This is a genomic window from Streptomyces sp. NPDC060031, assembly GCF_042736805.1.
Taxonomy (GTDB): Bacteria; Actinomycetota; Actinomycetes; order Streptomycetales; family Streptomycetaceae; genus Streptomyces.
Window position 1 is genome coordinate 121,502 of the sequence record NZ_JBHWVM010000005.1, and the last position, 20,118, is coordinate 141,619.

A 20,118-nucleotide genomic window follows, 5' to 3' on the forward strand; every position below is an offset into this window, starting at 1 on the left:
GAGATCAGGCCAGGGCCGCCGGGAGGGGCCTGGCGTGGAGCAGGGTCAGGCCCGAGACCGCTCGGGTCAGGCACACGTACAGCCGGCGCAGCCCCGTCCGCTCGTCCGGCTCGCCGTCCACGATCGCCGACGGCTCGTCCAGTACCACGTAGTCGTACTCCAGACCCTTCGCCAGCGACGCCGGCACCAGCGTCAGCCGCGCCTGCGCCGTCGTCTCCTCGCCGGGCGCCAGGTACGGCAGCCCCGCCGCCACCAGCGCCTGCGCCAGCACCGGCACCCGCGCGTCCGCCGCGATCAGTCCGATCGACCCCTCGTGCGCGAGCGAGGCCCGGCAGGCCTCCAGCGCCGCCGCCGTCAGGCCCTCGCCCTCGCCCTCCCCCACCGCGACCGGCGAGACGACCAGCGAGCCCGGGGTCTCACGGACCGAGGAGACCGGGGCCAGCCCCGGAGAGATCGCCGGCAGCAGCCGGGACGCGTACGCGATGACCTCGCGCGGCACACGGAAGCCCGCCGTCAGCTCCTCCAGCACCGCGTCCGGCTTGCCCAGGTGCGCCAGCGCCTCGTCCCAACTGCGCGTGGCCCACGGCGTGGTGCCCTGCGCGAGGTCGCCCAGCACCGTCGCCGAGCCCGTCGTGCAGCGCCGCCCCACCGCCCGGTACTGCATCGGCGACAGGTCCTGCGCCTCGTCGAGGACGACATGGCCGAGCGAATGCGTCCGCTCCACCAGGTCCGCCGTCTCGTCGATCAGGACCAGGTCCGCCGCGGACCACTTCGCCGCCTTCACGCTGCGCGCCGGCTTCTGCCACAGCAGCAGCTTCTGCTCGTCCTCGGACAGCACCCCCTGCGCGTGCACCGCCAGGAACTCCGGGTCCGACAGCAGCCGCAGCACCAGCTTCGCCGGCTCCACCGGCGGCCAGACCTCCTTCACCACCGCCTTCACCGCGGGGTTGCGCGCCACCGCGTCCTGCACGCGGTCGTCCGGTGCCTCGCCCGCCTGCTCCATCCGTACGAGAACCGCGTGCGCGATCCGCTGCGGCAGCGCGTCGCGCGCGGCCCCGTAGCGGATGTCGCGGTTCTGGAGCTCGACCACGATCTCCTCGAGCTCGTACGCCGGCACCCGCCAGCGGCGCGAGCCGCGGACCACCATCAGGGGCTCGGCGGGGGCGGTGACGTGCGAGTGGACCGCGCGCCGCAGCACCTCCGCCATCCGGGCATCGCCCTTGACGACGGCGGTTTCGGCCGCGTCGGCGCCGCGTACCTCCAGGCCCGGGCGCGCCACCAGGTCGTCGACCGTGGCCTGCTTGACCTCCAGCTCGCCCAGGGCCGGCAGGACCTGCTCGATGTAGTGCAGGAAGGAACGGTTCGGCCCGATGACCAGCGTGCCCGTGCGGGCCAGGCGGTCGCGGTGCGCGTACAGCAGGTACGCCACCCGGTGCAGGCCGACCGCCGTCTTCCCGGTGCCGGGGCCGCCCTGCACGCAGACGGACCCGGACAGGCCGGAGCGGACGATCTCGTCCTGCTCGGGCTGGATCGTCGCGACGATGTCGCGCATCGGGCCGACGCGCGGGCGCTCGATCTCCTGCTGGAGCAGCTTGCTGACGGCGGCCGCCTCCGACGGGTCGGAGAGGTGCTCGTCCTCGTATGCGGTCAGCTCGCCGCCCGTGTAACCGAAGCGGCGGCGCAGCCCGATGTCCTGCGGGTCGGTCTTGGAGGCCCGGTAGAACGGCTGGGAGACGGGCGCGCGCCAGTCGATCACCATGGGGTCGCCGCCCGCGTCGTGGACGTGCCGGCGGCCGATGTAGAACCGCTCGCCCTCCGCGCCCTCGGCGAGCTCCGCGCCGGGTGCGTGCAGGTAGTTGAGACGGCCGAAGAAGAGCGGGGTGTGGGAGAGGTCGGCCAGTGCCTTGATGCGGTCGTCGATCTGGGCCTGGAGGACGATCGCGTTGACCCAGTTCGCGGTGACGTCGCGGATGTCGAGGGCCTCGACGTCCTCGCGCATCGCGCGGAGCGCGGAGCGGGAGGCGGACAGGTGCGCCCGCTCGCGGCCCAGGGGGTCGCTGGCGGCTTCGGTGTCGGGGTGGGGGCCGGGGTCGTGGGCGTGGGCGTGGGCGTGCGCGGGCACGGAACTGCCTCCTGCTTGATCGTCTGGGTGATCGGTGCGGAACGTGCCCGCCGGTTACCGGCCGGCGGGCGGCTCTCCCCAGTGAGGCAAGCGGGAGGCGGCAAGAGCGGAGATTGTAGTCACCGGGGCTGCGGCACGCGAACGGATTACCGGCTCGCAAGTCCCTTCGGGGCAGCTGGCCCGTACGGGTCACCTGCCTGGGGGCGCCAGACCTCGGGCAGAGCCACTAGGGGGCGGTATGGGTCGGGAGTAGTACGTGAGGGGGACGGGGATTCCGTCCCCAGGGCGATGTGCGGGGCGGCGGGAAAGCGCACCATGGATACATGAGCACCGCAACCTTCACCCCCCTCCAGGGCGGCCGCGCGAGAGGCGCCACCGCCACCTCCGACTCCCGCCCCCGCCACCGCGTCGGCAGCGTCCTGCACGCCGCGAAGGTCTTCGCGGCGACCGCCGTGAGCGTCGTCGTCCTGGGTGAATACGCCGAGGACGCGGGCGTCATACGCCGCTGAGTGCCGAGCTCGCTTGCCGGGACCTCCCCGGGCCGCCGCCCGCCCGCGCGTGACGGGACCCCGCCGCCGTCCTCCTGCGCCTGACCGGGCCTCCGGCCGCGCCCCAGCCGGATCGCCGCCGGTCCGCTGACCGGGGTTCCGACCGGCCCTGACCGGCTGCTGACGAGGCTTCCGGCTGGCCCTGACCCGGCCGCTGACGAGGCTTCCGGCCGCCGTCCGCCTGGCTGTGAACCAGCCGTCCGCCGACCGCCCTCCGCCCGGCTGCGGACCAGCCGTCCGCCGACCGCCCTCCGCCCGGCTGCGGACCAGCCGTCCGCCGGCCGGCCGTCCGCCGCGCCGACGTTCGCCGCGCGGTGGCCTGATAGCGGCAGATCCCGGCAGTGGTGGGCCACTGATCCACTATGGTCACGCCGTGACCCGGAGTTCCGACCCCCGCCGCTCGCCGTCGCCGCTCGCCGGCGCGCTGGTCACGGGCTCGCTGCTCGCGCTGGGCGTGCTGTACATCGCCCTGCGCATCCCGACGGCCGATGCCGCCGTCCACGGCTTCTCCGCCGCCGAGTGGCGTCCGCCCGCTGCGTACCCGCCCTTCGCGGCGATCCTGTTCACCCCGGCCGCCTGGCTGCCGGTCGGCGTACTGAAGGCCGTCCTCGTCCTCGGCAATGCCGGCCTGCTCGCCCTGCTGATCCTGCTGTCCTGCCGCCTCGCGGGACTCGGGGCCCGGCCGGGCCCCGTGCTGGCCGCGACCATCGCCGGACTGTGGCTGGAGCCGGTGTTCCAGGCCCCGCTCTACGGGCAGATCAACCTGGCGCTCGCCTGCCTGGTCCTGTGGGACCTGCGCCGGCCGTCCGCCGCCCTCGGCAAGGGCTTCGCCCTGGGTACCGCCGCCGGGATCACGCTGACCCCGGCGGTCCTCGTCCCGTACCTGCTGCTGACCGGCCGCGTCCGGGCCGGACTCACCGCCCTGGGCGCCTTCGCCGGGACCGCCCTGCTCGGCCTGCTGGTCCTCCCGCAGGCCTCCGCCGACTTCTGGTCCCGGCACCTGCCCGCCACCGGCCGCGCCCTGCTGCTGGACCGGCCGCACCTGTGGGTCTGGTCCGTCCCGCTGCTCACGGCCCTGCTCGCCCGCACCCTGCGCCACTGCCGCGGCTCCCGCGGTTCCGTCCCGCCGGGCGTCCCGGCGCCGAGGTCACCCCTCCGGAAGGAGGATGTCCGCGTCGTCGAAGACCCGCAGGACCACGAGCAGCAGCCGCCCGCGCGACACCATGTACTCCGCCACGATCTGTGAGGTGAGCCGGATCTCGCGATCCTGCTCGCCTGCCCCTATGGGCCGGGACAGCTCCGTGTAAGGGTCACGCGCCAGGATCTCGAGGGCCTTGTCGAAGGATGCGCGACGCGCCGGATCCAGCCGGTCCCGATCGTGGCCCGCCGACTCGGTGAACAGCACTTCGTAGATTTCCTGGTGCGCCATGTAACCAGCGTAGTGCGCGGACGGGGACGACGTCAGTCGGTCGTCAGCAGCTCGTCCGCGTCCATGATCCGGTAGGCGTAGCCCTGTTCGGCCAGGAACCGCTGGCGGTGCGCGGCGAAGTCCTGGTCGATCGTGTCGCGCGCCACGACCGAGTAGAAGCGCGCCTCGTGGCCGTCCGCCTTCGGGCGCAGGACACGGCCCAGCCGCTGGGCCTCCTCCTGGCGGGAGCCGAAGGTGCCCGACACCTGGATGGCGACGGTGGCCTCGGGGAGGTCGATGGAGAAGTTCGCGACCTTCGACACCACCAGGACGCTGATCTCGCCCTCGCGGAAGGCGTTGAAGAGCTTCTCGCGCTGCGCGTTGGACGTCTCGCCCTTGATGACCGGCGCGTCCAGGTGCTCACCGAGCTCGTCGAGCTGGTCGATGTACTGCCCGATGACCAGCGTCTGCTCGCCCTGGTGCTTGCGCACCAGCGCCTCGGTCACCTTCCGCTTCGTCGCGGTCGTCGCGCAGAACCGGTACTTCTCCTCGGTCTCGGCGGTCGCGTACGCGAGCCGCTCCGACTCGGTCAGGTTGACGCGGACCTCCACGCAGTCGGCGGGCGCGATGTAGCCCTGCGCCTCGATCTCCTTCCACGGAGCGTCGAACCGCTTCGGCCCGATGAGCGAGAAGACGTCCGACTCGCGGCCGTCCTCCCGTACCAGCGTCGCCGTCAGACCGAGCCGCCGGCGGGCCTGGAGGTCGGCGGTGAACTTGAAGACCGGCGCCGGCAGCAGGTGCACCTCGTCGTAGACGATCAGGCCCCAGTCGCGGGAGTCGAACAGCTCCAGGTGCGGGTAGACGCCTTTGCGCTTGGTCGTCAGGACCTGGTACGTGGCGATCGTGACGGGGCGGATCTCCTTGCGGGTGCCGGAGTACTCGCCGATCTCCTCCTCCGTCAGCGAGGTCCGCTTGACCAGCTCGTGCTTCCACTGGCGGGCCGAGACGGTGTTCGTGACCAGGATCAGCGTGGTCGCCTTGGCCATCGCCATGGCCCCCGCGCCGACCAGCGTCTTGCCGGCGCCACAGGGCAGCACGACCACGCCCGAACCGCCGTGCCAGAAGCCCTCGACGGCCTGCTGCTGGTAGGGCCGCAGGGCCCAGCCGTCCTCGGCCAGGTCGATCGGGTGGGCCTCGCCGTCCACGTACCCGGCGAGGTCCTCGGCCGGCCAGCCCAGCTTGAGCAGGGTCTGCTTGATCTGCCCGCGCTCGGAGGGGTGCACGGCCACGGTGTCGGCGTCGAGCCGGGCGCCGACGAGCGGGGCGACCCGCTTGGACCGCAGGATCTCCTCCAGCACCGGCCGGTCGGTGCTGGTCAGCACGAGCCCGTGCACGGGGTGCTTGGACAGCGTGAGACGGCCGTAGCGCGCCATGGTCTCGGCCACGTCGACGAGCAGCGCGTGCGGGACGGGATAGCGAGAGAACTCCACGAGCGCGTCCACGACCTGCTCGGCGTCGTGCCCGGCGGCCCGGGCGTTCCACAGCCCGAGCGGGGTGATCCGGTAGGTGTGGATGTGCTCGGGCGCCCGCTCCAGCTCGGCGAAGGGCGCGATGGCACGCCGCGCGGCCCCGGCGAGCTCGTGGTCGACCTCGAGGAGGAGGGTTTTGTCGCTCTGGACGATGAGTGGACCATTCACCTGGCGTGCGTCCCTTCCGGCACATGGCCGCCCGGACGCGGACGGCCAAACCTCCAGTCTGCCGCATCCTTCCGCGGGCGGGGTGCCTTCCGGTCCTGACGGTGTCCTGCGCCGGGGCGGATCAGGCCCGGCCGGTGGCGAAGGCGAGGATCTCGGGGGCGGCGTCGCGCAGCGCCGGGAAGTGGCGGTGGCCGCCGTCGGGGGCGGGTGTGTTGACGGTCCAGACCGTCATGCCGGCCGCCAGGCCCGACCGGATGCCCGAGGGCGCGTCCTCGATGACCAGGCAGTCCTGCGGCTCCGCCCCGAGCAGCCGCGCGGCCCGGAGGTACGGGACCGGCGACGGCTTGCCCTCCGCGACGGCCGCCGCGTCCACGAGCACCCGCGGCACCGGCAGCCCGGTCCGGGCGAAGCGGCCGCGCACGCGGTGGGCGTAGTTCGAGGTGACCAGCGCCCAGGACTCCGGGGGCAGGGCGGTCAGCAGCGCGGCCGCGCCCTCGTACGCGTCGTAGGAGCCGGAGCGGACGTCCTCGTCCTCCAGCTCGTGCAGTGCGGCCAGGCACGCGTGCGGGTCGAGGTCCGGGGCCACGGCCGCGAAGGTCTCCAGCGGGCGGGTCCGCAGCGCCACCCGGTAGACCTCGTCCGGGTCCAGCGCGTGGCGCGCCGCCCAGGTGTGCCAGACCGTGCGCTGGTTGTCCAGGGCGTCGATCAAGGTGCCGTCCACGTCGAACAGGACGTGCTTCGCGGGACGGGACGGGGCGGCTTCGGTTCTCACGCGCGGATCATGCCAGCGCAAATCCGGTGGAGACCGGGCGGGGTGCTGCTTAGGGTCCCGGCATGAGCGATACGAGCGGCACCAGCGACACCAGCGGCAAGACCAGTGACCGGCAGCCCTTCGTGCCGGACGGCTTCGACGTACCGGCGACGCTGGCGGGGGAGGGCTTCCGGCTGGAGCCGCTCGCCGCCGGGCACAACGAGAGGGACCTCGCCGCGTGGAGCGGCAGCATCGCGCACATCAGGGCCACGCCCGGCTTCTTGCGGTCGTGGCCGCCCCTGGAGGGGATGTCGGCCGAGGAGAACCTGGCCGATCTGGTCCGCCACGCGGCGGACTTCGCCGCGCGGCGCGGGTTCACCTACAGCGTGCTGGAGGGGGAGGCGGACGTCATCGGGTGCCTCTACGTCTACCCCGCCAAGGACCGGCCCGAGCGGGTGCACGTCAGCTCCTGGGTACGGGCCGACCGCGCCCACCTCGACGCCCCGCTGTACGAGGCCGTGAGCCGCTGGCTCCGCGAGGCGTGGCCCTTCGACGCCGACCGCGTCGACTACGCGCCCAGATGAGCCAACGGGCCCGAGGCGTACGGGGTTTCCACGGGCAGGAGGTTGCGCGCCGCCGCGTCGTCACCGGCGCGGAGCAGGCCGTGGATCTCCCGGGCCAGGGGCGTCACATCGCGGATGGAGAGCGTCCACTCGTCGGCGTACGCCCGTGAGGCCGGCCCGGACAGGCCCAGTTGGAGCGAGCGGTACGGCAGCGGGTTCAGGTGCAGGTCGCGCTCCGGGTCCCACTGGACGCGGGCGGGCGCCCCGCGCAGGGACTCCTTCCAGGCGGCCCGGTCGGGGTGCACGTGGGACTCGTAGTGCGACAGGCAGGCCTCGCGCAGCGCCCGGTCGAAGCCCTCACGGGTGATCTCGATCGCCAGCACGGTCTCCTGGCCGTCCTTCGTCGCCCACCCGCAGCGGTACATCATCCACAGGAACGAGGGCTTGATCCACGTCATCCGCTCCCGCTTCCAGGCCGCCGGGAAGCGTCCGTCGCGGGCGGCCGGCGGGCCGAGGTGGGGCCCGTACGCCTGGTAGACGGTGACGGTCGTGTCGGTGTGGGCGGCGCGGATCTGGCGGTTCGGTACGTCGCGCATGGGCATCGGCATCGGCATGGGCATGGGCATGGGCTTCAGCGTGCGGGCCGCCGTCCCGCTCCGCCACCGCTTTTTCGACCGCTACACCTGGTCCTCCGCCAGTTCCGCGACCCCGGTGATCCGGTGCAGCGGGTACGTGCGGACCTCGTCGGCGGTGTGGTCGTACCCGGTGACGAAGCCGCCCTCCACCCGCACCGGGGCGATGACCCGCTGGCTGGCCGCCCCGTCGGCGTTGACGTAGCCGATCCACACCGCCGAGCCGGTCAGCGCGGCCGCCTGCACCGTCGCCAGGGTCTCCGCCGCGCTCGTGCGCGGGAGTTCACCCGGCTCCGGGGCCACCGCGCCGGGGGCGGCGGGTTCCTTGCGTACGGCCGTGGCCGCCAGGTCGCCCGCGCGGATGGCCCGCACGGCCGCCCTCAGCAGCGTCGCGTCCGGAGCGGGCGGCCCGTCCGGCACCGGTGCGGGCGCCGAGCGCGGCGGGGTGCGGTGGGCGTCGGCCCGCGCCACGAGCACGTCGCCCGTACGGGACTCCGCGGCCGGCGCGTAGCCCATCGCCCGCAACCCGTCGAGCAGCGCGCCGGGTTCGGCCTGCGCGGCCAGCACGGTCGGGGCGAGGCGGCGCAGCCCCATCCCGGCGGACCGCTTGTCGGCGAGGATCTCGTTCAGCATGCCGTCGTCGTCGCAGCGCACGTACGAGGACGCCGCGCCGACGCGCAGGTGCCCGTGCCGCCGCGCCACGTCGTCGATGAGGTACGACAGCGGCTGCGGGACCGGGGTGCGGCTGTGCTCGGCCAGGAACGCGTGCAGGTCGACGGCGGTGCGCCCGGCGTCCAGGGCCCGGCGCACCGAACCGGGCGTGAAGCGGTACACGGTGGCCCCGCCCTTGGACTCCACATCGGCCAGCACGGCCAGGGTGTCGCCCAGCGGCCGGCGCAGCGGCCCGGGCGCCACGGCCGTCAGGTCGGCCTGGAGCAGTACGTGGTCCACGGGCTCGGGGAGCATCGGTGCGAGCAGCGGCGCCGGGTCGCGGTGTTCCAGCAGGGCGCGGCCGAACGCGGAGAGCGCGCCGCGGCCGGTGACGCCGAGGACCTCGGCCTCGGTCAGGGTCCAGTGCGCGAGGCGGGCACGCAGATCGCTCGTACCGCGCGGCGGGCGCTCCCACGCGAGGCGGGCCTGGAGCGCGTCGGGGTCCGGGGAGCCGCCTTCGGGGAGCTCGGCGAGGAGTTCGAGGACGCGTCTGCGGACCTCGGGGGCGGCGGAGCGGTCCAGTTCCGGGCCGAGCACGGACAGGGTGCGGCCCTTGCTGTCCTGCTCGCCGACGAGCCCGGCGGTGCGCGTGGCGGGCAGCCAGGCGGCGGCCAGCGCCGACCACCGCTCGGGGGGCGGCAGTTCGCACCAGGCGTCGAAGGCGGGGGTGGGCGCGTACCGCTCGTCCGCCTCGCCGTCACTGGCCAGCAGCCCGGCCGCGTAGGCGAGTTCGACCCAGAACGCGGCCGACGGTTCGGTGGTGTCCAGGGTCGCCGCGGCCCGCTTCAGGTCGCGCACGGAGAGCCCGCCGGCCCGCAGCACCGGCGGACCCGTGTGCTCCCAGGACTTCACCAGTTCCTCGACGGTGGACAGGGCGGCCAGCGCCTGCCCGGCGGCGTTGGCGTCCACAAGCTGTGGACGGTGCTCGCGGTGCGCGGGCACCCGCGGCGCGAGCGGCTCGGGGTTGCGGTGGGCCAGCCCGCCGCGCAGGTGCAGCGCCACCTCGCGGGGCAGTACGACGGTCCGCGCCGAGGCGGGCAGCAGCAGCCCCCGGTCGCGCAGCCAGCGCACGGGCGGCGTCGGGTTCGGCGTCACCTCCCCGTACGGCGGCCCCCACACGAGCCGGCCCAGCACCTGGTGGGCCTCGGCCGGAGCCTCGTCGAGCAGCGCCGACATCCGTTCGGGGTCGGTGAACAGGGCGGTCAGCGCGGTCACCGCGGACACCGCGTCGTGCGTGGCGGGCAGCCCGGCGCTCACCACGATCTCCTGGATCCGGGTCGGAGACATCCCGGCGGTGGCCTCGGCGACGGTCGGCCCGAGCCCGGTGGGGGAGGGGCGGGAGGCCGACGGGGCGAGGAGCTCGCGGGCGGTGCGCACCAGGCGCAGCCGGTCCTCGTCGCCCCAGACCAGGGCCTGGTCGCGCAGCATGCCGAGCGCCGTGGGGAGCGCGGCGCGGGCCGCGCTCTCCTCGGCGTACGCACCCTGCCGGCCGGTCAGCAGCGACTCCAGCGCCGGGTACGGGCAGGGGTCCGGGGCGACCGCGAGGGCCTCGGCCGTCTGCAGGGCGAAGCGGTCCAGGCGGTCCAGCGCGCGCACGACCGAGGCGCGGGTGCCGGCGCGGGTCGCCAGCTGCGTGACGTCCCCCGGGACCGGGCTCAGCAGGTCCGGGCGCGCTTGCAGCAGGGCGGCGAGCGCCGCGTCGTCGCGGGTGCGCAGCGCCTCGGCGAGGGAGCGCGGGGCGCTTCCCGCAGTGCTCGGGTCAGGCACGGTCGTCGCCTCCTGGTCGCGTCGGCCGGTTCGTCGGCCGGTCCCCATCCGGCCAAAGGTATCCGCTGCGCCCGCAGCAGCTCCACGGGCGCACGCGCTACCTTCGGCTCAGGAGGTACGGGAGGAGCCGGGGCGTGGGGATCGAGAGCGACCATCTGGTCTACGAATATCTGAGCCGGGTCGGGGACTTGGCGCAGCGGCGGCAGCTGTCCTCGGGCGATCGGATGCGGCTGGTGTCGGGGCTGCGGGACGAGATCGACCGTCGGCGCGCCAAGTACGACCCGGAGACGCCGGCCGCGGTACGGCGGATCCTGGACCGGATCGGCAGTCCGGAGGAGGTCCTGGACACGCGGGGCACGCGGCCGTCTTCGGCGGCGGCCGCCACGCCCGAGCCCGGTCCCGCCGTGCCGACCCAGCGCGGGCGCCGCCGGCCCGCCGTTCCACCGCCGCGCCCGGCGGACACCGCGCCGGCGCCGCCGCACCTGGCCGGGCTCGACGAACTCGGCGGCTCCGAGACGCTGGAGCCCGACTGGTGGCGGGTCACGCCGGGGGCTCACGGCGCCGGTCCGCAGATCGAGGGTTTCGCGGGCGGGGTGGAGATCCCGGAGCTGTTCAAGGCGCCGGTGGCGCAGGAGAAGCCGGAGTCGGAACCGGAGTCGGAACCGGAGCCGGCCGCCGGGCGGCAGGGCCTCGTACGGTACTTGCGCGAGCGGCGGCGCGCCGCGAAGGCGCAAGCTGCGCCGGAGCCGGCTCCGGCCGCTGCGGCGACGGCCCGGGCCAAGCCCCACGCGTTCCTCCTGCTGGCGGCGGCCGTGCTGGTGGCGGGCGCGGTCACCGGGTACTGGCTGGTGCTCGCGGCGGGCTGGCTGCTCGCGTACGCCTCGCGGGTGCTGGGCCCGGCCGAGCGGAAGTGGGTGGTCTTCGGGCTGCCCGGCGCGGTGCTCGCGGGCGCGGTGGTGTGGCTGTGGGGCCGGCTGAACGGCCGCTGGGGCGAGGCCCTGGCCGACGACGCCCTCGGCGAAGCCTTCCACGGGCTGTGGCCGTGGCTCCCCCGCGCCGCGGCCGTGGCCTCGGCCGCGTACCTCGCGTGGCGCTCCCGCCGCCGCTAGCCGCCCGGCCCCCCGGCGGTCCCGCCTCCCCGGCTCGGCACAATGGCCGGTATGAGTCCCGAGAGCACCGCGACCCCAGTCCTGACCGTCGGCTTCGACCTCGACATGACCCTCATCGACTCCCGGCCGGGCATCAAGGCCGCCTTCCAGGCGCTTTCGGCCGAGACGGGCACGTTCATCGGCGCCGACGAGGCGGTCACGCGGCTCGGCCCGCCGCTGGACGTGGAGCTCGCGCACTGGTTCCCCGAGGCGGAGATCCCGGCCATGGCGGACCGCTACCGGGAGATCTATCCCACATACGCCATCGAGCCGACCCCGGCGATGCCCGGGGCCCGCGAGGCGATCGAGGCCGTCCAGGCGCTCGGCGGCCGCGCGATCGTGGTGACGGCCAAGCACGAGCCGAACGCCCGCCTCCACCTGGAGCACCTGGGCATCGAGCCGGACGCGGTCATCGGCTGGCTGTGGGCGGAGGCCAAGGCGGGCGCGCTGCGCGAGTACGGGGCGCAGATCTACGTCGGCGACCACGTGGGCGACGTACGGGGCGCCCGCGCGGCCGGCGCACTGGCCGTGACGGTCCCGACGGGCCCGTGCGGGGAGCCGGAACTGCGCGAGGCGGGCGCCGACGTGGTGCTGGCGGACCTCACGGCGCTGCCGGCCTGGCTGGCGGAGTACACCCGCACGCAGCAGGTGTGACGGCCGGGGCGGCTACGCCTGGGAGGCCCGGGCGTCCCTGCGCTGGGCCGCCGCCGAGCGCAGCACGCCCGCGGCCGAGATGGCGAAGCCGACGCCCATGAGCATGCACACGGCCCACGCGTACGAGGGGAACGGGTCGACGTCCAGGAACAGCGGAGCCATGGTGGCCAGCGTGGCCACGGCCCCGACGATGAACACGATGCCGCCGGCCTTGACGAGCGCGTCACCGGGGCGCACTTCGTCGGCGTGCTCGGGCTGAGGAGTAACAGTCACCTCACCAGGGTAGTTCCCTGGCCGAAGCGGTCGACCGCGAAGGACCGGGGAACGTCTTGTCACTCGTCCATGGACCATTAGCCTGGAGGTGGCGGGTCGGTGACCCGCTGTACTGCTATCCGGAGCCGTTTCCAACGGTCTTCGGACCCGACGAGCACAAGGACAGAGGACGGACGTGCCTACCGGCAAGGTCAAGTGGTTCAACAGTGAGAAGGGCTTCGGCTTCCTCTCCCGTGACGACGGCGGCGACGTCTTCGTCCACTCGTCGGTACTCCCCGACGGGGTGGATGCCCTCAAGCCCGGCCAGCGCGTCGAGTTCGGCGTGGTGGCCGGTCAGCGCGGTGACCAGGCGCTTTCCGTGACGGTGCTGGACCCGACCCCCTCGGTCGCGGCCGCGCAGCGGCGCAAGCCGGACGAGCTCGCCTCGATCGTGCAGGACCTCACGACCCTGCTGGAGAACATCACCCCGATGCTGGAGCGCGGCCGCTACCCCGACAAGGTGCACGGCGCGAAGATCGCCGGACTGCTCCGCGCGGTGGCCGACCAGCTCGACGTCTGACCTTCCGTACGCACCGTGCCCCGCCACTCGAACGAGTCGGCGGGGCACTGTCGTTCCGGCCGCCGGGCCTACGGGAAGGCCAGCGCGTCCGGACCGATGGCCGGAACGAGACCCTCTGCGGCGGCCCGCGTCAGCAGCCCGCGGACGGCCGCGTAGCCGGCGTCGCCGAGGCCGGCGGTGAACTCGTTGACGTACAGACCGATGTGCTGGTCGGCGACGGCCGGGTCCAGCTCCTGCGCATGGGCGCGTACGTACGGGCGCGAGGCCTCCGGATCGTCCCAGGCCATCCGCACCGACGTACGGGCCGACTCGGCCAGCGTGAGCAGCGTGTCGGCGCCCAGCGAGCGCTTGGCGATGATCGCGCCGAGCGGGATCGGCAGGCCGGTGGTGGACTCCCAGTGCTCGCCCATGTCGGCCAGGCAGTGCAGCCCGTAGTCCTGATAGGTGAACCGGGCCTCGTGGATGACCAGTCCGGCGTCCACCCGGCCGTCGCGCACGGCGGGCATGATCTCGTGGAACGGCAGCACGACCACCTTGCCGACGCCGGCGGGCAGCACGTCCGCGGCCCACAGCCGGAACAGCAGGTAGGCGGTGGAGCGCTCGCTGGGCACGGCGACGGTCTTGCCGGTGAGGTCGACCCCGGGCCCGTACGTCAGGCCGCGGTCCTTCACGAGCACGAGCGGACCGCAGCCGCGCCCCAGCGCGCCGCCGCACGGCAGCAGCGCGTACTCGTCGAGCACCCAGGGCAGTACGGCGTACGACACCTTCAGCACGTCCCGCTCGCCGCGCTCGGCCATGCCGTTGGTGATGTCGATGTCCGCGAAGGTGACGTCCAGGGCGGGCGCGCCCGGGATCCGGCCGTGCGCCCACGCGTCGAAGACGAAGGTGTCGTTGGGACACGGCGAATAGGCGATGCGGAGCGGGTGGAGCGGGTCAGTGGTGCTGTTGCTCATGCTGTCCTCCCCAGTGGGCGATGACGGGGCCCAGTACGCGCATTCCCTCGGCCAGCGCCGCCAGGGCGTCCCCGATCCGCCAGGCGGCACGGTCGCGCGGGCCGACGGCGTTGGACACGGCGCGGATCTCCAGTACCGGCAGCCCGTGCGCGGCCGCGGCCTCCGCGACCCCGAAGCCTTCCATGGCCTCGGCGCCGGCGAGCGGGTGCCGGGCGGCGAGCTCGGCGGCGCGGGCGGCGGTGCCGGTGACGGTGGAGACGGTGAGCACGGGCGCCAGCAGCGCCCCGGTCGCCTCGGCGGCGCGGGCGGCGAGCTCGGCGGGCGGCAGGTGGACGCTGCGGCCGAAGCCGAGCGCGGTGACGTCGAGGAAGCCGTCGGGCGTGTCCGCCCCCAGGTCGGCGGCCACGATCGCGTCGGCGACGACGAGCGAGCCGGGCGGGGCGGCCGGCGCGAACCCGCCGCCGATGCCGGCGGAGACGACGAGGCCGTAGTCGGCGAGGGCCAGGGCGGTGGCGGCGCCGGCGGCCGCGGCCGCCGGCCCGACGCCCCCGACGAGCACGTCGAGGGCGATGCCGGGCAGGTCCCGGCGGCGGACGAGGTAGCCGCCGGGCAGGGCGCGCGGCTCAGGGCCGGGGGTGTCCGGATGAGGGGTGAGACCTGTGACGACGGAGTCCGCCTCCGCCGTCACCGCGGTCACGATGAGCGCGCGCACCGTGGGTACGTGACTACTTGAGCTTGATGTTGAAGGCCCAGACGGCGAGCGGCTTGCCGTCCGCGCCGACCTCGACGATGTGCAGCTTCTTCGAGGCCGGGGCCTCGCCCTGGCCGCCGGTCGCGAAGATGTCGGCGCCCGGGAAGCTGCGGTAGGTGTTCGACGAGGGCTCGGTGATCGGCTGGCCGTCGAGTACCGCCTGCCACTTCTTGCCGTCCTCGACGACATCGGGCTCGACACCGAGGCGCAGGGTGTCGCCGCGGCCGTACTCGACGGTCTTGGCGTTCTTGCTGTTGGTGAGGCACTCCTGGACCTTGTCCGGGGAGAGCTCCGTGCCGTCGTGGCAGGCGGCCTCGGTGGACACCGACGAGGTGCCGACCGTCACGGTCGCCAGCGGTGTCGGCTTGTCGCAGGCGGAGAGGAGGAGGAGGCCGGCGGAAACGGCTCCGAGGGCCGCGACGCTGCGGCGGGCCCTACCCGAGAAAAGCGGTGCGGTCATGAGCCGAAGGCTATCTGGCCCGTAGGCCGCGCCGCTGCACGGGGTCCCACGGTGTGGCTCGCCGTCATGCCACCCGCGGCCGGGAGGAGTGGTGCTGGTGGTGGCGGGGGGAGGCGAGGAGGCCGCGGACGGCCATGACGGCGCCCAGGGCGACCACCACCGCGGCGACGGCCATGCCCAGGACCCCGTTCAGCGGAAGGGCGATGCCGATCGCGCCGCCCAGCACCCACGCCACTTGGAGCAGCGTCTCGGAGCGGGCGAAGGCCGAGGTGCGCACGGCCTCGGGGACGTCGCGCTGGATCATCGCGTCCAGGGACAGCTTGGCCAGGGCCTGGCAGAAGCCGGCCGTCGCGCCGAGGACGGCCATGAAGACCCCGCTGAAGAAGACGGCCGCCAAGATCGCCACGCCGAGGGTCAGGCACAGCACGGCCGCGATGATCGCCTCGGGGGCGCGGGCCCGGAGCCAGGCGCCGACCGCGGTGCCGCAGGCGTTCCCGACGCCCGCGGAGACGCCGACGATGCCCAGGGACACCGCCGCGCTCTGCCCGGCGAGCGGGTGCTCCCGCAGCAGGAAGGCCAGGAAGAAGATCAGGAAGCCGGACAGCGCGCGCATCGACGCGTTCGCCAGCAGCCCGCACAGCACCGACGGGCTGACCGTGCGCAGCCCCGGCCGCTGCGAGTGCGCCTCGTGGGTCGACAGCCGGGCCCGGCGCTCGCCCTTCGCCTCGTCCACCTTGGGCGGCAGCGAGAACGCCGCGAAGGTCCCCCAGATGAAGACGGCGCAGGCCCCGTACAGCGGCCACGGCGGCCCGATCGCGTGCAGGCCGGCCCCGATCGGTGCGGCGGCGCCCGTGGCCAGCAGGCCCGCCAGCGTGACCCGGGAGTTCGCCTTGACGAGTGAGAAATTCGGCGGCAGCAGCCTCGGCACCACGGCGCTGCGCACGACGCCGTAGGCCTTCGAGGCGACCAGGACGCCCAGCGCCGCCGGGTACAGCTCCAGGCCGCCCGTCGCGACCGCGCCCGACATCATCACGGCCAGCAGCGCCCGCGTCAGCATCGCGCCCGCCATCGCGGCCCGCCGGCCGTGCGGCAGCCGGTCCAGCAGCGGGCCGATCACCGGGGCCAGCAGGGTGAAGGGGGCCATCGTGATCGCCAGGTACAGGGCCACTCGGCCGCGTGCCTCGTCCGTGGGTACCGAGAAGAAGACCGTGGAGGCGAGCGCGACCGTGATCATCACATCGCCCGCGCCGTTGATGGCGTGCAGTTCGATCAGCTTGCCGAGGCCGGATTCACCGGCCCCGTGCGCGTGCGTGGCCCGCCGGATCCCGCGCGCCGTACCGGTGAACGGCAGGTGCAGAGCACGACCGACGGCCCGGCCGGCCCGCCTGGCCGGTCCCGAGCCGCCATCGGACGACCGTACGGGTGCCACCTCGCCATAGTGCCCCACTCGGCCCTCTCGGACCCCCTCCGGCGCGGCCCGGGCGCATGGCGGATCGGGATCCTGGCGGTGAGCATGTCCGCGAATCGGACCTTGCATGTGGGCCGAAGGCGCCGGAGGAGGTAGCGTGCCTAGCGCGCCACCGGCGGTTGCTCTTGGCCGCGCGCCTCTTCGCGATCCCGCAGAATGGATAGCAGGTAGGTGCGCCCGAGGCCGATCGGGTGCGGACGTCGACGCGGCCCTCTGGTCCGCTCCGCCCGCGCCTCGTACGGACAGGACCGACGGGTCGTTGTGGACGACAGTACGGACGGCGCACTCGTGAGACGGCGTAGGAGAGAACGAGACCTGTGAGTGCTGCGACGACGCGAAGCCGTACCCCCGACCGCCTGTGCGCCGAGGCGGTAGACCTCGCCCGCGCGGCGGCCGAGGAAGCCGCCGCTCCCGGAGTGGTGGGCGAGCACGTCTCCGCCGTTTCCGAGGGCGACAGGGTCGTCACGCACTTCTTCGAGTGCAAGGACCCGGGCTACCGCGGCTGGCGCTGGGCCGTCACCGTGACGCGGGCCTCCCGGGCGAAGAACGTCACCCTCGACGAAACGGTGCTGCTGCCCGGCGAGGACGCGCTGCTGGCCCCCGAGTGGGTGCCGTGGAGCGAGCGGCTGCGGCCGGGCGACATGGGGCCGGGCGATCTGCTGCCCACGGACGCCGAGGACCTGCGGCTGGAGGCGGGCTGGTCGGGCGAGGACGCGCCGCCGCCGAACTCGGTGGTGTCCCCCGAGATGGCGGAACTGGTCGAGGCCGAGGACGCGGACGTCACCGACCGCGCGGTGGTCCCGGTGCGCGGGTCCATCACCTCGGTCGCGGAGGAGCTCGGCATGCGCCGGGCCCGGGTCCTGTCCCGGTACGGGCTGCACACCGCGGCCGACCGCTGGGACGAGTCCTTCGGCGCGAAGACCCCGATGGCGCAGGCGGCCCCCGCCTCGTGCGTCTCCTGTGGCTTCCTGGTCGCGATCGGCGGCTCGCTGGGGCAGGCCTTCGGTGTCTGCGCGAACGAGTTCGGGCCGGCCGACGGGCGCCTCGTCTCCCTGTCCTACGGCTGCGGCGGGCACTCGGAGGCCGCGGTCATGCCGAAGCCGCCCCGGCCGGCGCCGCCGGTGCTGGACTCGATGGCCTCGGACGAGTTCCCCCTCCGCGCCACCCCGGACACGGGCTCGCTCTCCCCGACGGACCTCTCCGAGGCGGACCTCGGCCACAGCTAGGAGCCCGGGCGGCGCCGCTGCCGGGGGCCCCGCCCCCGGACCACCGCGCCTCAAACGCCGGCGGGGCTGAAATCGCCCTCCGGGCGATACAGCTCGCCGAGGGGCGGCACCAGCCCCAACTCAGCCCCGCCCGGGGGCCCGGTCGGGTGACCCGGGGGCGGGCCGGGCGGGCGCGTGATCCGCTGGGCGGGCCCGACCCCGGGGACCGTACGGGCGCCGACTTCGAGCGCCTCGTCGACGCCGGGTACGCGGTGATGACCGGCCGCAGCGCCAAGACCCCGGCGGCCGCCGCGCCGGTGAAGCGCACCCCGGCGAACACGCCCCTGCCGGCGGCCGGCGTCGACGGCATGGCGGGCCCCGCCGAGATCGTCCTCCAGCGGGGGACCGGCGAGGAGGACCTCGCCGACCGAAGGGGCCCGGGAGGTCCCGCTGGTCCGCCTGATCCACACCACCCTGGAGCGCTCGCGGGGCGGCACGCAGCGCGCCGGGCGGCTCGACGAGGCGGCCGGCTCGACGAGGCGTACCGCACGTGAGGTGCACGGCGTACCCTCGGCCCATGGGGGACACGGACATGGTGGGACTGGACGGCCGGGTGACCGGGACGGTCGGGCCGGGGCTGGTGGGCGAGGTCATCGTGCGGATCCGGGGCGGGGCGGAGCACTTCCTCGCGCATCCGGCGCCGGGGACCGGCCGGCTGACCGTCGGGACGGTGGTGACGGTCGTGGAGCACCTGCCGCCGCGCACGGTGTACGTGATGGCCGCATACGACAACTGAGCCCCCTCGCCACCTGTGCGTATCAAGATGGCGACAAGATGGCGCAGCCGTCTTCTCCGGGGCCGCGCACAGGCGCACACTCGCCTTCGTCGGTGTCGAACGGCACCGCGTCAAAGGGGGAGTTGCCGATGGCTATCGGCGTCGTGGCGGGCATCGTTGTCGCCGCAATCATGGTGTTGGTCGGTCTGTTCAAGCTCATGTGGCGGGTGGCCGAGCCCAACGAGGCACTCGTCATCTCGGGCTCCGCGCACAAGACGGAGGGGCTCGGCGAGGGCATGGGGTTCCGGATCGTCACCGGGCGCGGAACCCTCGTACTGCCGGGTGTGCAGGCGGTGCGGAAGATGTCCCTGGACCTCAACGAGACGCAGCTGCTGGTGGACTGCGTCACCCACCAGGGGATCCCGCTGCGGGTCAAGGGCGTGGTGATCTTCAAGGTGGGCGACGACTTCGTGTCCATCGCCAATGCCGCCCGCCGCTTCCTGGACCAGCAGAAGATGATGCCGGAGCGGGTGCACATCGTCTTCGCCGGTCATCTGCGGTCCATCGTCGGCGGCTTGACGGTCGAGGACATGATCCGGGACCGCGAGAAGCTGACCGGGCAGACCCGGATGGCCTGCGGTACGGAGATGGAGAAGCTCGGCCTGATCGTGGACTCGCTGCAGATCCACGAGATCGAGGACCCGACGGGCTACATCAAGAACCTGGCCATGCCGCACGCGGCGGCGGTCCAGCGGGACGCGCGGATCGCGCAGGCCGACGCGAACCTGCTGGCGACCGAGGCCGAACAGGCCGCCTTCGCCCGGATGTCGGAGGCCACCCGCGACAGCGAGATCCTCCAGGCCGGCTACCAGGCCGAGCGGGACAAGGCGGCCGCGACGGCCCGCCAGGCGGGCCCGCTCTCGGACGCGGCCGCGCGGCAGGAGGTCGTGGTCCAGGAGACCCGGGTCGCGGAGCTGGAGGCGAACCGGCGCGAGCAGCAGCTCCAGGTGGACGTACGCAAGCCCGCGGACGCGGCGGCGTACGAGACGCGCACCCGCGCCGAGGCGGACCGCGACGCCCGCATCTCGGCGGCGCAGGCCAAGGCGAAGGAGACGGAGCTGGCGGCGGCCGCCGAGGCGACCCGGGTGACGACGGCCGCGGCCGCCGACGCCCAGGCGACGGAGGCGCGGGGCCTGGCGGCCGCGAAGGCCACCCGCGCGACCGGTGAGGCCGAGGCGGCGGCGACGCAGGCGCGGGGCCTCGCGGAGGCCGAGTCGGCCAAGGCCAAGGGTCTGGCCGAGGCGGAGGCCATCAAGGCGCGGGCCGCCGCGCTGGCGGAGAACCAGGAGGCCGTGGTCGCGCAGCAGTTGGCCGAGAACTGGCCGGCGATCGTGGAGGCGGGCGCGGCGGCCTTCGGGAACGTGGAGCACATGGTGCTGCTCAACGGCGCCGAGGGGATGGGCGACATGTTCGCCAAGGCCCTCACGATGGGCGGCACGGGCCTGGGCCTGGCGCGGCAGTTGCTCGCGTCGATGTCCCAGCAGGCCCCGGGGGCCCAGCAGGCCCCCGCCCCCGCCGCTGCCCCTGTGAACGGCAAGAGCCCGCTCCAGGCGCAGATCCCGATCGACGACCGGGCGTAGTCCCGGCCGGCCCGGCGCGGCGCACTTCGGTGC

21 protein-coding genes are annotated in these 20,118 nt (G+C 74.3%); 10 read left to right on the forward strand and 11 right to left on the reverse strand.

Translation table 11 applies throughout. From position 1 onward, the window contains the following. Nucleotides 1-4 precede the first annotated feature (4 nt). A complete protein-coding gene (locus ACFWB8_RS03740) occupies nucleotides 5-1,999 on the reverse strand; it encodes a HelD family protein (protein WP_385222047.1) in 1,995 nt (664 codons plus the stop codon). A 446-nt stretch (nucleotides 2,000-2,445) separates the two neighbouring features. Here ACFWB8_RS03740 and ACFWB8_RS03745 point away from each other — a divergent pair, with 446 nt between their 5' ends. Both ACFWB8_RS03745 and ACFWB8_RS03750 read left to right on the forward strand, forming a co-directional pair. Beyond that, complete coding sequence (locus ACFWB8_RS03745; RefSeq protein WP_385221979.1) at nucleotides 2,446-2,631, forward strand: hypothetical protein; 186 nt, start codon at nucleotides 2,446-2,448, stop codon at nucleotides 2,629-2,631. Between the two features lie 412 nt (nucleotides 2,632-3,043). Further along, nucleotides 3,044-3,916 carry a glycosyltransferase family 87 protein gene (locus ACFWB8_RS03750; protein WP_385221982.1) on the forward strand — a complete coding sequence of 291 codons (873 nt, stop codon included), beginning with the start codon at nucleotides 3,044-3,046 and terminating at the stop codon, nucleotides 3,914-3,916. Here the strand turns inward: ACFWB8_RS03750 and ACFWB8_RS03755 are convergent. The 3 genes from ACFWB8_RS03755 to ACFWB8_RS03765 all read right to left on the reverse strand — a co-directional run bounded on the left by ACFWB8_RS03755 (nucleotide 3,818) and on the right by ACFWB8_RS03765 (nucleotide 6,547). Then, nucleotides 3,818-4,099: a type II toxin-antitoxin system RelE/ParE family toxin gene (locus ACFWB8_RS03755; RefSeq protein WP_385221984.1), complete on the reverse strand. Its 282-nt coding sequence runs from the start codon at nucleotides 4,097-4,099 to the stop codon at nucleotides 3,818-3,820. The genes ACFWB8_RS03750 and ACFWB8_RS03755 overlap by 99 nt on opposite strands. A 32-nt stretch (nucleotides 4,100-4,131) precedes the next feature. Continuing rightward, nucleotides 4,132-5,775 (reverse strand): DNA repair helicase XPB, encoded by a 1,644-nt coding sequence (locus tag ACFWB8_RS03760; protein WP_385221987.1) that lies wholly within the window; start codon nucleotides 5,773-5,775, stop codon nucleotides 4,132-4,134. A 121-nt stretch (nucleotides 5,776-5,896) separates the two neighbouring features. Further along, nucleotides 5,897-6,547, reverse strand: a complete 651-nt coding sequence (locus tag ACFWB8_RS03765; protein WP_385221990.1) for an HAD family hydrolase — start codon at nucleotides 6,545-6,547, stop codon at nucleotides 5,897-5,899. Nucleotides 6,548-6,609: 62 nt separating this feature from the next. Between ACFWB8_RS03765 and ACFWB8_RS03770 the strand changes: the two genes are divergently transcribed. Beyond that, nucleotides 6,610-7,110 (forward strand): N-acetyltransferase, encoded by a 501-nt coding sequence (locus ACFWB8_RS03770; RefSeq protein WP_385221993.1) that lies wholly within the window; start codon nucleotides 6,610-6,612, stop codon nucleotides 7,108-7,110. On the opposite strand, the gene ACFWB8_RS03775 is transcribed toward ACFWB8_RS03770, so the two are convergent. After that, complete coding sequence (locus ACFWB8_RS03775) at nucleotides 7,095-7,715, reverse strand: DUF4291 domain-containing protein (protein ID WP_385221996.1); 621 nt, start codon at nucleotides 7,713-7,715, stop codon at nucleotides 7,095-7,097. The two genes, ACFWB8_RS03770 and ACFWB8_RS03775, sit on opposite strands and share 16 nt — an antisense overlap. A gap of 51 nt (nucleotides 7,716-7,766) precedes the next feature. After that, nucleotides 7,767-10,247: a helicase-associated domain-containing protein gene (locus ACFWB8_RS03780; protein ID WP_385221999.1), complete on the reverse strand. Its 2,481-nt coding sequence runs from the start codon at nucleotides 10,245-10,247 to the stop codon at nucleotides 7,767-7,769. 86 nt (nucleotides 10,248-10,333) lie between these two features. On the opposite strand from ACFWB8_RS03780, the gene ACFWB8_RS03785 reads away from it, so the two are divergent. Both ACFWB8_RS03785 and ACFWB8_RS03790 read left to right on the forward strand, forming a co-directional pair. Further along, nucleotides 10,334-11,308, forward strand: a complete 975-nt coding sequence (locus ACFWB8_RS03785) for a hypothetical protein (RefSeq protein WP_385222001.1) — start codon at nucleotides 10,334-10,336, stop codon at nucleotides 11,306-11,308. 42 nt (nucleotides 11,309-11,350) lie between these two features. Continuing rightward, nucleotides 11,351-12,001, forward strand: a complete 651-nt coding sequence (locus ACFWB8_RS03790) for an HAD family hydrolase (RefSeq protein WP_385222003.1) — start codon at nucleotides 11,351-11,353, stop codon at nucleotides 11,999-12,001. A 12-nt stretch (nucleotides 12,002-12,013) separates the two neighbouring features. On the opposite strand, the gene ACFWB8_RS03795 is transcribed toward ACFWB8_RS03790, so the two are convergent. After that, a complete protein-coding gene (locus tag ACFWB8_RS03795) occupies nucleotides 12,014-12,274 on the reverse strand; it encodes a hypothetical protein (protein WP_385222005.1) in 261 nt (86 codons plus the stop codon). A 175-nt stretch (nucleotides 12,275-12,449) separates the two neighbouring features. On the opposite strand from ACFWB8_RS03795, the gene ACFWB8_RS03800 reads away from it, so the two are divergent. Beyond that, on the forward strand, nucleotides 12,450-12,833 hold the full coding sequence (locus ACFWB8_RS03800) for a cold-shock protein (protein WP_329824936.1): 384 nt from the start codon (nucleotides 12,450-12,452) through the stop codon (nucleotides 12,831-12,833). 68 nt (nucleotides 12,834-12,901) lie between these two features. Here the strand turns inward: ACFWB8_RS03800 and ACFWB8_RS03805 are convergent, their stop codons facing one another. The 4 genes from ACFWB8_RS03805 to ACFWB8_RS03820 all read right to left on the reverse strand — a co-directional run bounded on the left by ACFWB8_RS03805 (nucleotide 12,902) and on the right by ACFWB8_RS03820 (nucleotide 16,426). Then, complete coding sequence (locus tag ACFWB8_RS03805; RefSeq protein ID WP_385222009.1) at nucleotides 12,902-13,786, reverse strand: 1,4-dihydroxy-6-naphthoate synthase; 885 nt, start codon at nucleotides 13,784-13,786, stop codon at nucleotides 12,902-12,904. After that, nucleotides 13,767-14,498: a futalosine hydrolase gene (locus ACFWB8_RS03810; protein WP_385222012.1), complete on the reverse strand. Its 732-nt coding sequence runs from the start codon at nucleotides 14,496-14,498 to the stop codon at nucleotides 13,767-13,769. The genes ACFWB8_RS03805 and ACFWB8_RS03810 overlap by 20 nt, the downstream gene beginning before the upstream one ends. Before the next feature lie 13 nt (nucleotides 14,499-14,511). Then, nucleotides 14,512-14,997, reverse strand: coding sequence for a DUF2771 domain-containing protein (locus ACFWB8_RS03815; RefSeq protein WP_385222015.1), 486 nt, complete (start codon nucleotides 14,995-14,997; stop codon nucleotides 14,512-14,514). A gap of 64 nt (nucleotides 14,998-15,061) precedes the next feature. Then, a complete protein-coding gene (locus ACFWB8_RS03820; RefSeq protein ID WP_385222018.1) occupies nucleotides 15,062-16,426 on the reverse strand; it encodes an MFS transporter in 1,365 nt (454 codons plus the stop codon). Nucleotides 16,427-16,782: 356 nt separating this feature from the next. On the opposite strand from ACFWB8_RS03820, the gene ACFWB8_RS03825 reads away from it, so the two are divergent. From ACFWB8_RS03825 to ACFWB8_RS03840, 4 genes are all read left to right on the forward strand, one after another. Continuing rightward, nucleotides 16,783-17,691 (forward strand): DUF3027 domain-containing protein, encoded by a 909-nt coding sequence (locus ACFWB8_RS03825; protein WP_385222022.1) that lies wholly within the window; start codon nucleotides 16,783-16,785, stop codon nucleotides 17,689-17,691. A 146-nt stretch (nucleotides 17,692-17,837) separates the two neighbouring features. Then, the gene (locus ACFWB8_RS03830) at nucleotides 17,838-18,224 is read left to right on the forward strand and encodes a hypothetical protein (RefSeq protein ID WP_385222024.1); all 387 of its coding nucleotides are present in this window, start codon (nucleotides 17,838-17,840) and stop codon (nucleotides 18,222-18,224) included. Between the two features lie 23 nt (nucleotides 18,225-18,247). Next, nucleotides 18,248-18,466 (forward strand): hypothetical protein, encoded by a 219-nt coding sequence (locus ACFWB8_RS03835; RefSeq protein WP_385222026.1) that lies wholly within the window; start codon nucleotides 18,248-18,250, stop codon nucleotides 18,464-18,466. Between the two features lie 128 nt (nucleotides 18,467-18,594). After that, a complete protein-coding gene (locus tag ACFWB8_RS03840) occupies nucleotides 18,595-20,085 on the forward strand; it encodes an SPFH domain-containing protein (protein ID WP_385222028.1) in 1,491 nt (496 codons plus the stop codon). The last annotated feature ends 33 nt before the right edge of the window (nucleotides 20,086-20,118 follow it).

Bases quoted from the DNA above. Each gene is read 5' to 3' on its own strand.
- ACFWB8_RS03740 (WP_385222047.1), bottom strand. From the start codon at position 1,999: ATGCGCGAGGACGTCGAGGCCCTCGACATCCGCGACGTCACCGCGAAC.
- ACFWB8_RS03745 (WP_385221979.1), top strand. From the start codon at position 2,446: ATGAGCACCGCAACCTTCACCCCCCTCCAGGGCGGCCGCGCGAGAGGC.
- ACFWB8_RS03755 (WP_385221984.1), bottom strand. From the start codon at position 4,099: ATGGCGCACCAGGAAATCTACGAAGTGCTGTTCACCGAGTCGGCGGGC.
- ACFWB8_RS03770 (WP_385221993.1), top strand. From the start codon at position 6,610: ATGAGCGATACGAGCGGCACCAGCGACACCAGCGGCAAGACCAGTGAC.
- ACFWB8_RS03775 (WP_385221996.1), bottom strand. From the start codon at position 7,715: ATGCCCATGCCCATGCCGATGCCGATGCCCATGCGCGACGTACCGAAC.
- ACFWB8_RS03780 (WP_385221999.1), bottom strand. From the start codon at position 10,247: ATGGGGACCGGCCGACGAACCGGCCGACGCGACCAGGAGGCGACGACC.
- ACFWB8_RS03790 (WP_385222003.1), top strand. From the start codon at position 11,351: ATGGCCGGTATGAGTCCCGAGAGCACCGCGACCCCAGTCCTGACCGTC.
- ACFWB8_RS03805 (WP_385222009.1), bottom strand. From the start codon at position 13,786: ATGAGCAACAGCACCACTGACCCGCTCCACCCGCTCCGCATCGCCTAT.
- ACFWB8_RS03815 (WP_385222015.1), bottom strand. From the start codon at position 14,997: ATGACCGCACCGCTTTTCTCGGGTAGGGCCCGCCGCAGCGTCGCGGCC.
- ACFWB8_RS03835 (WP_385222026.1), top strand. From the start codon at position 18,248: ATGGGGGACACGGACATGGTGGGACTGGACGGCCGGGTGACCGGGACG.
- ACFWB8_RS03840 (WP_385222028.1), top strand. From the start codon at position 18,595: ATGGCTATCGGCGTCGTGGCGGGCATCGTTGTCGCCGCAATCATGGTG.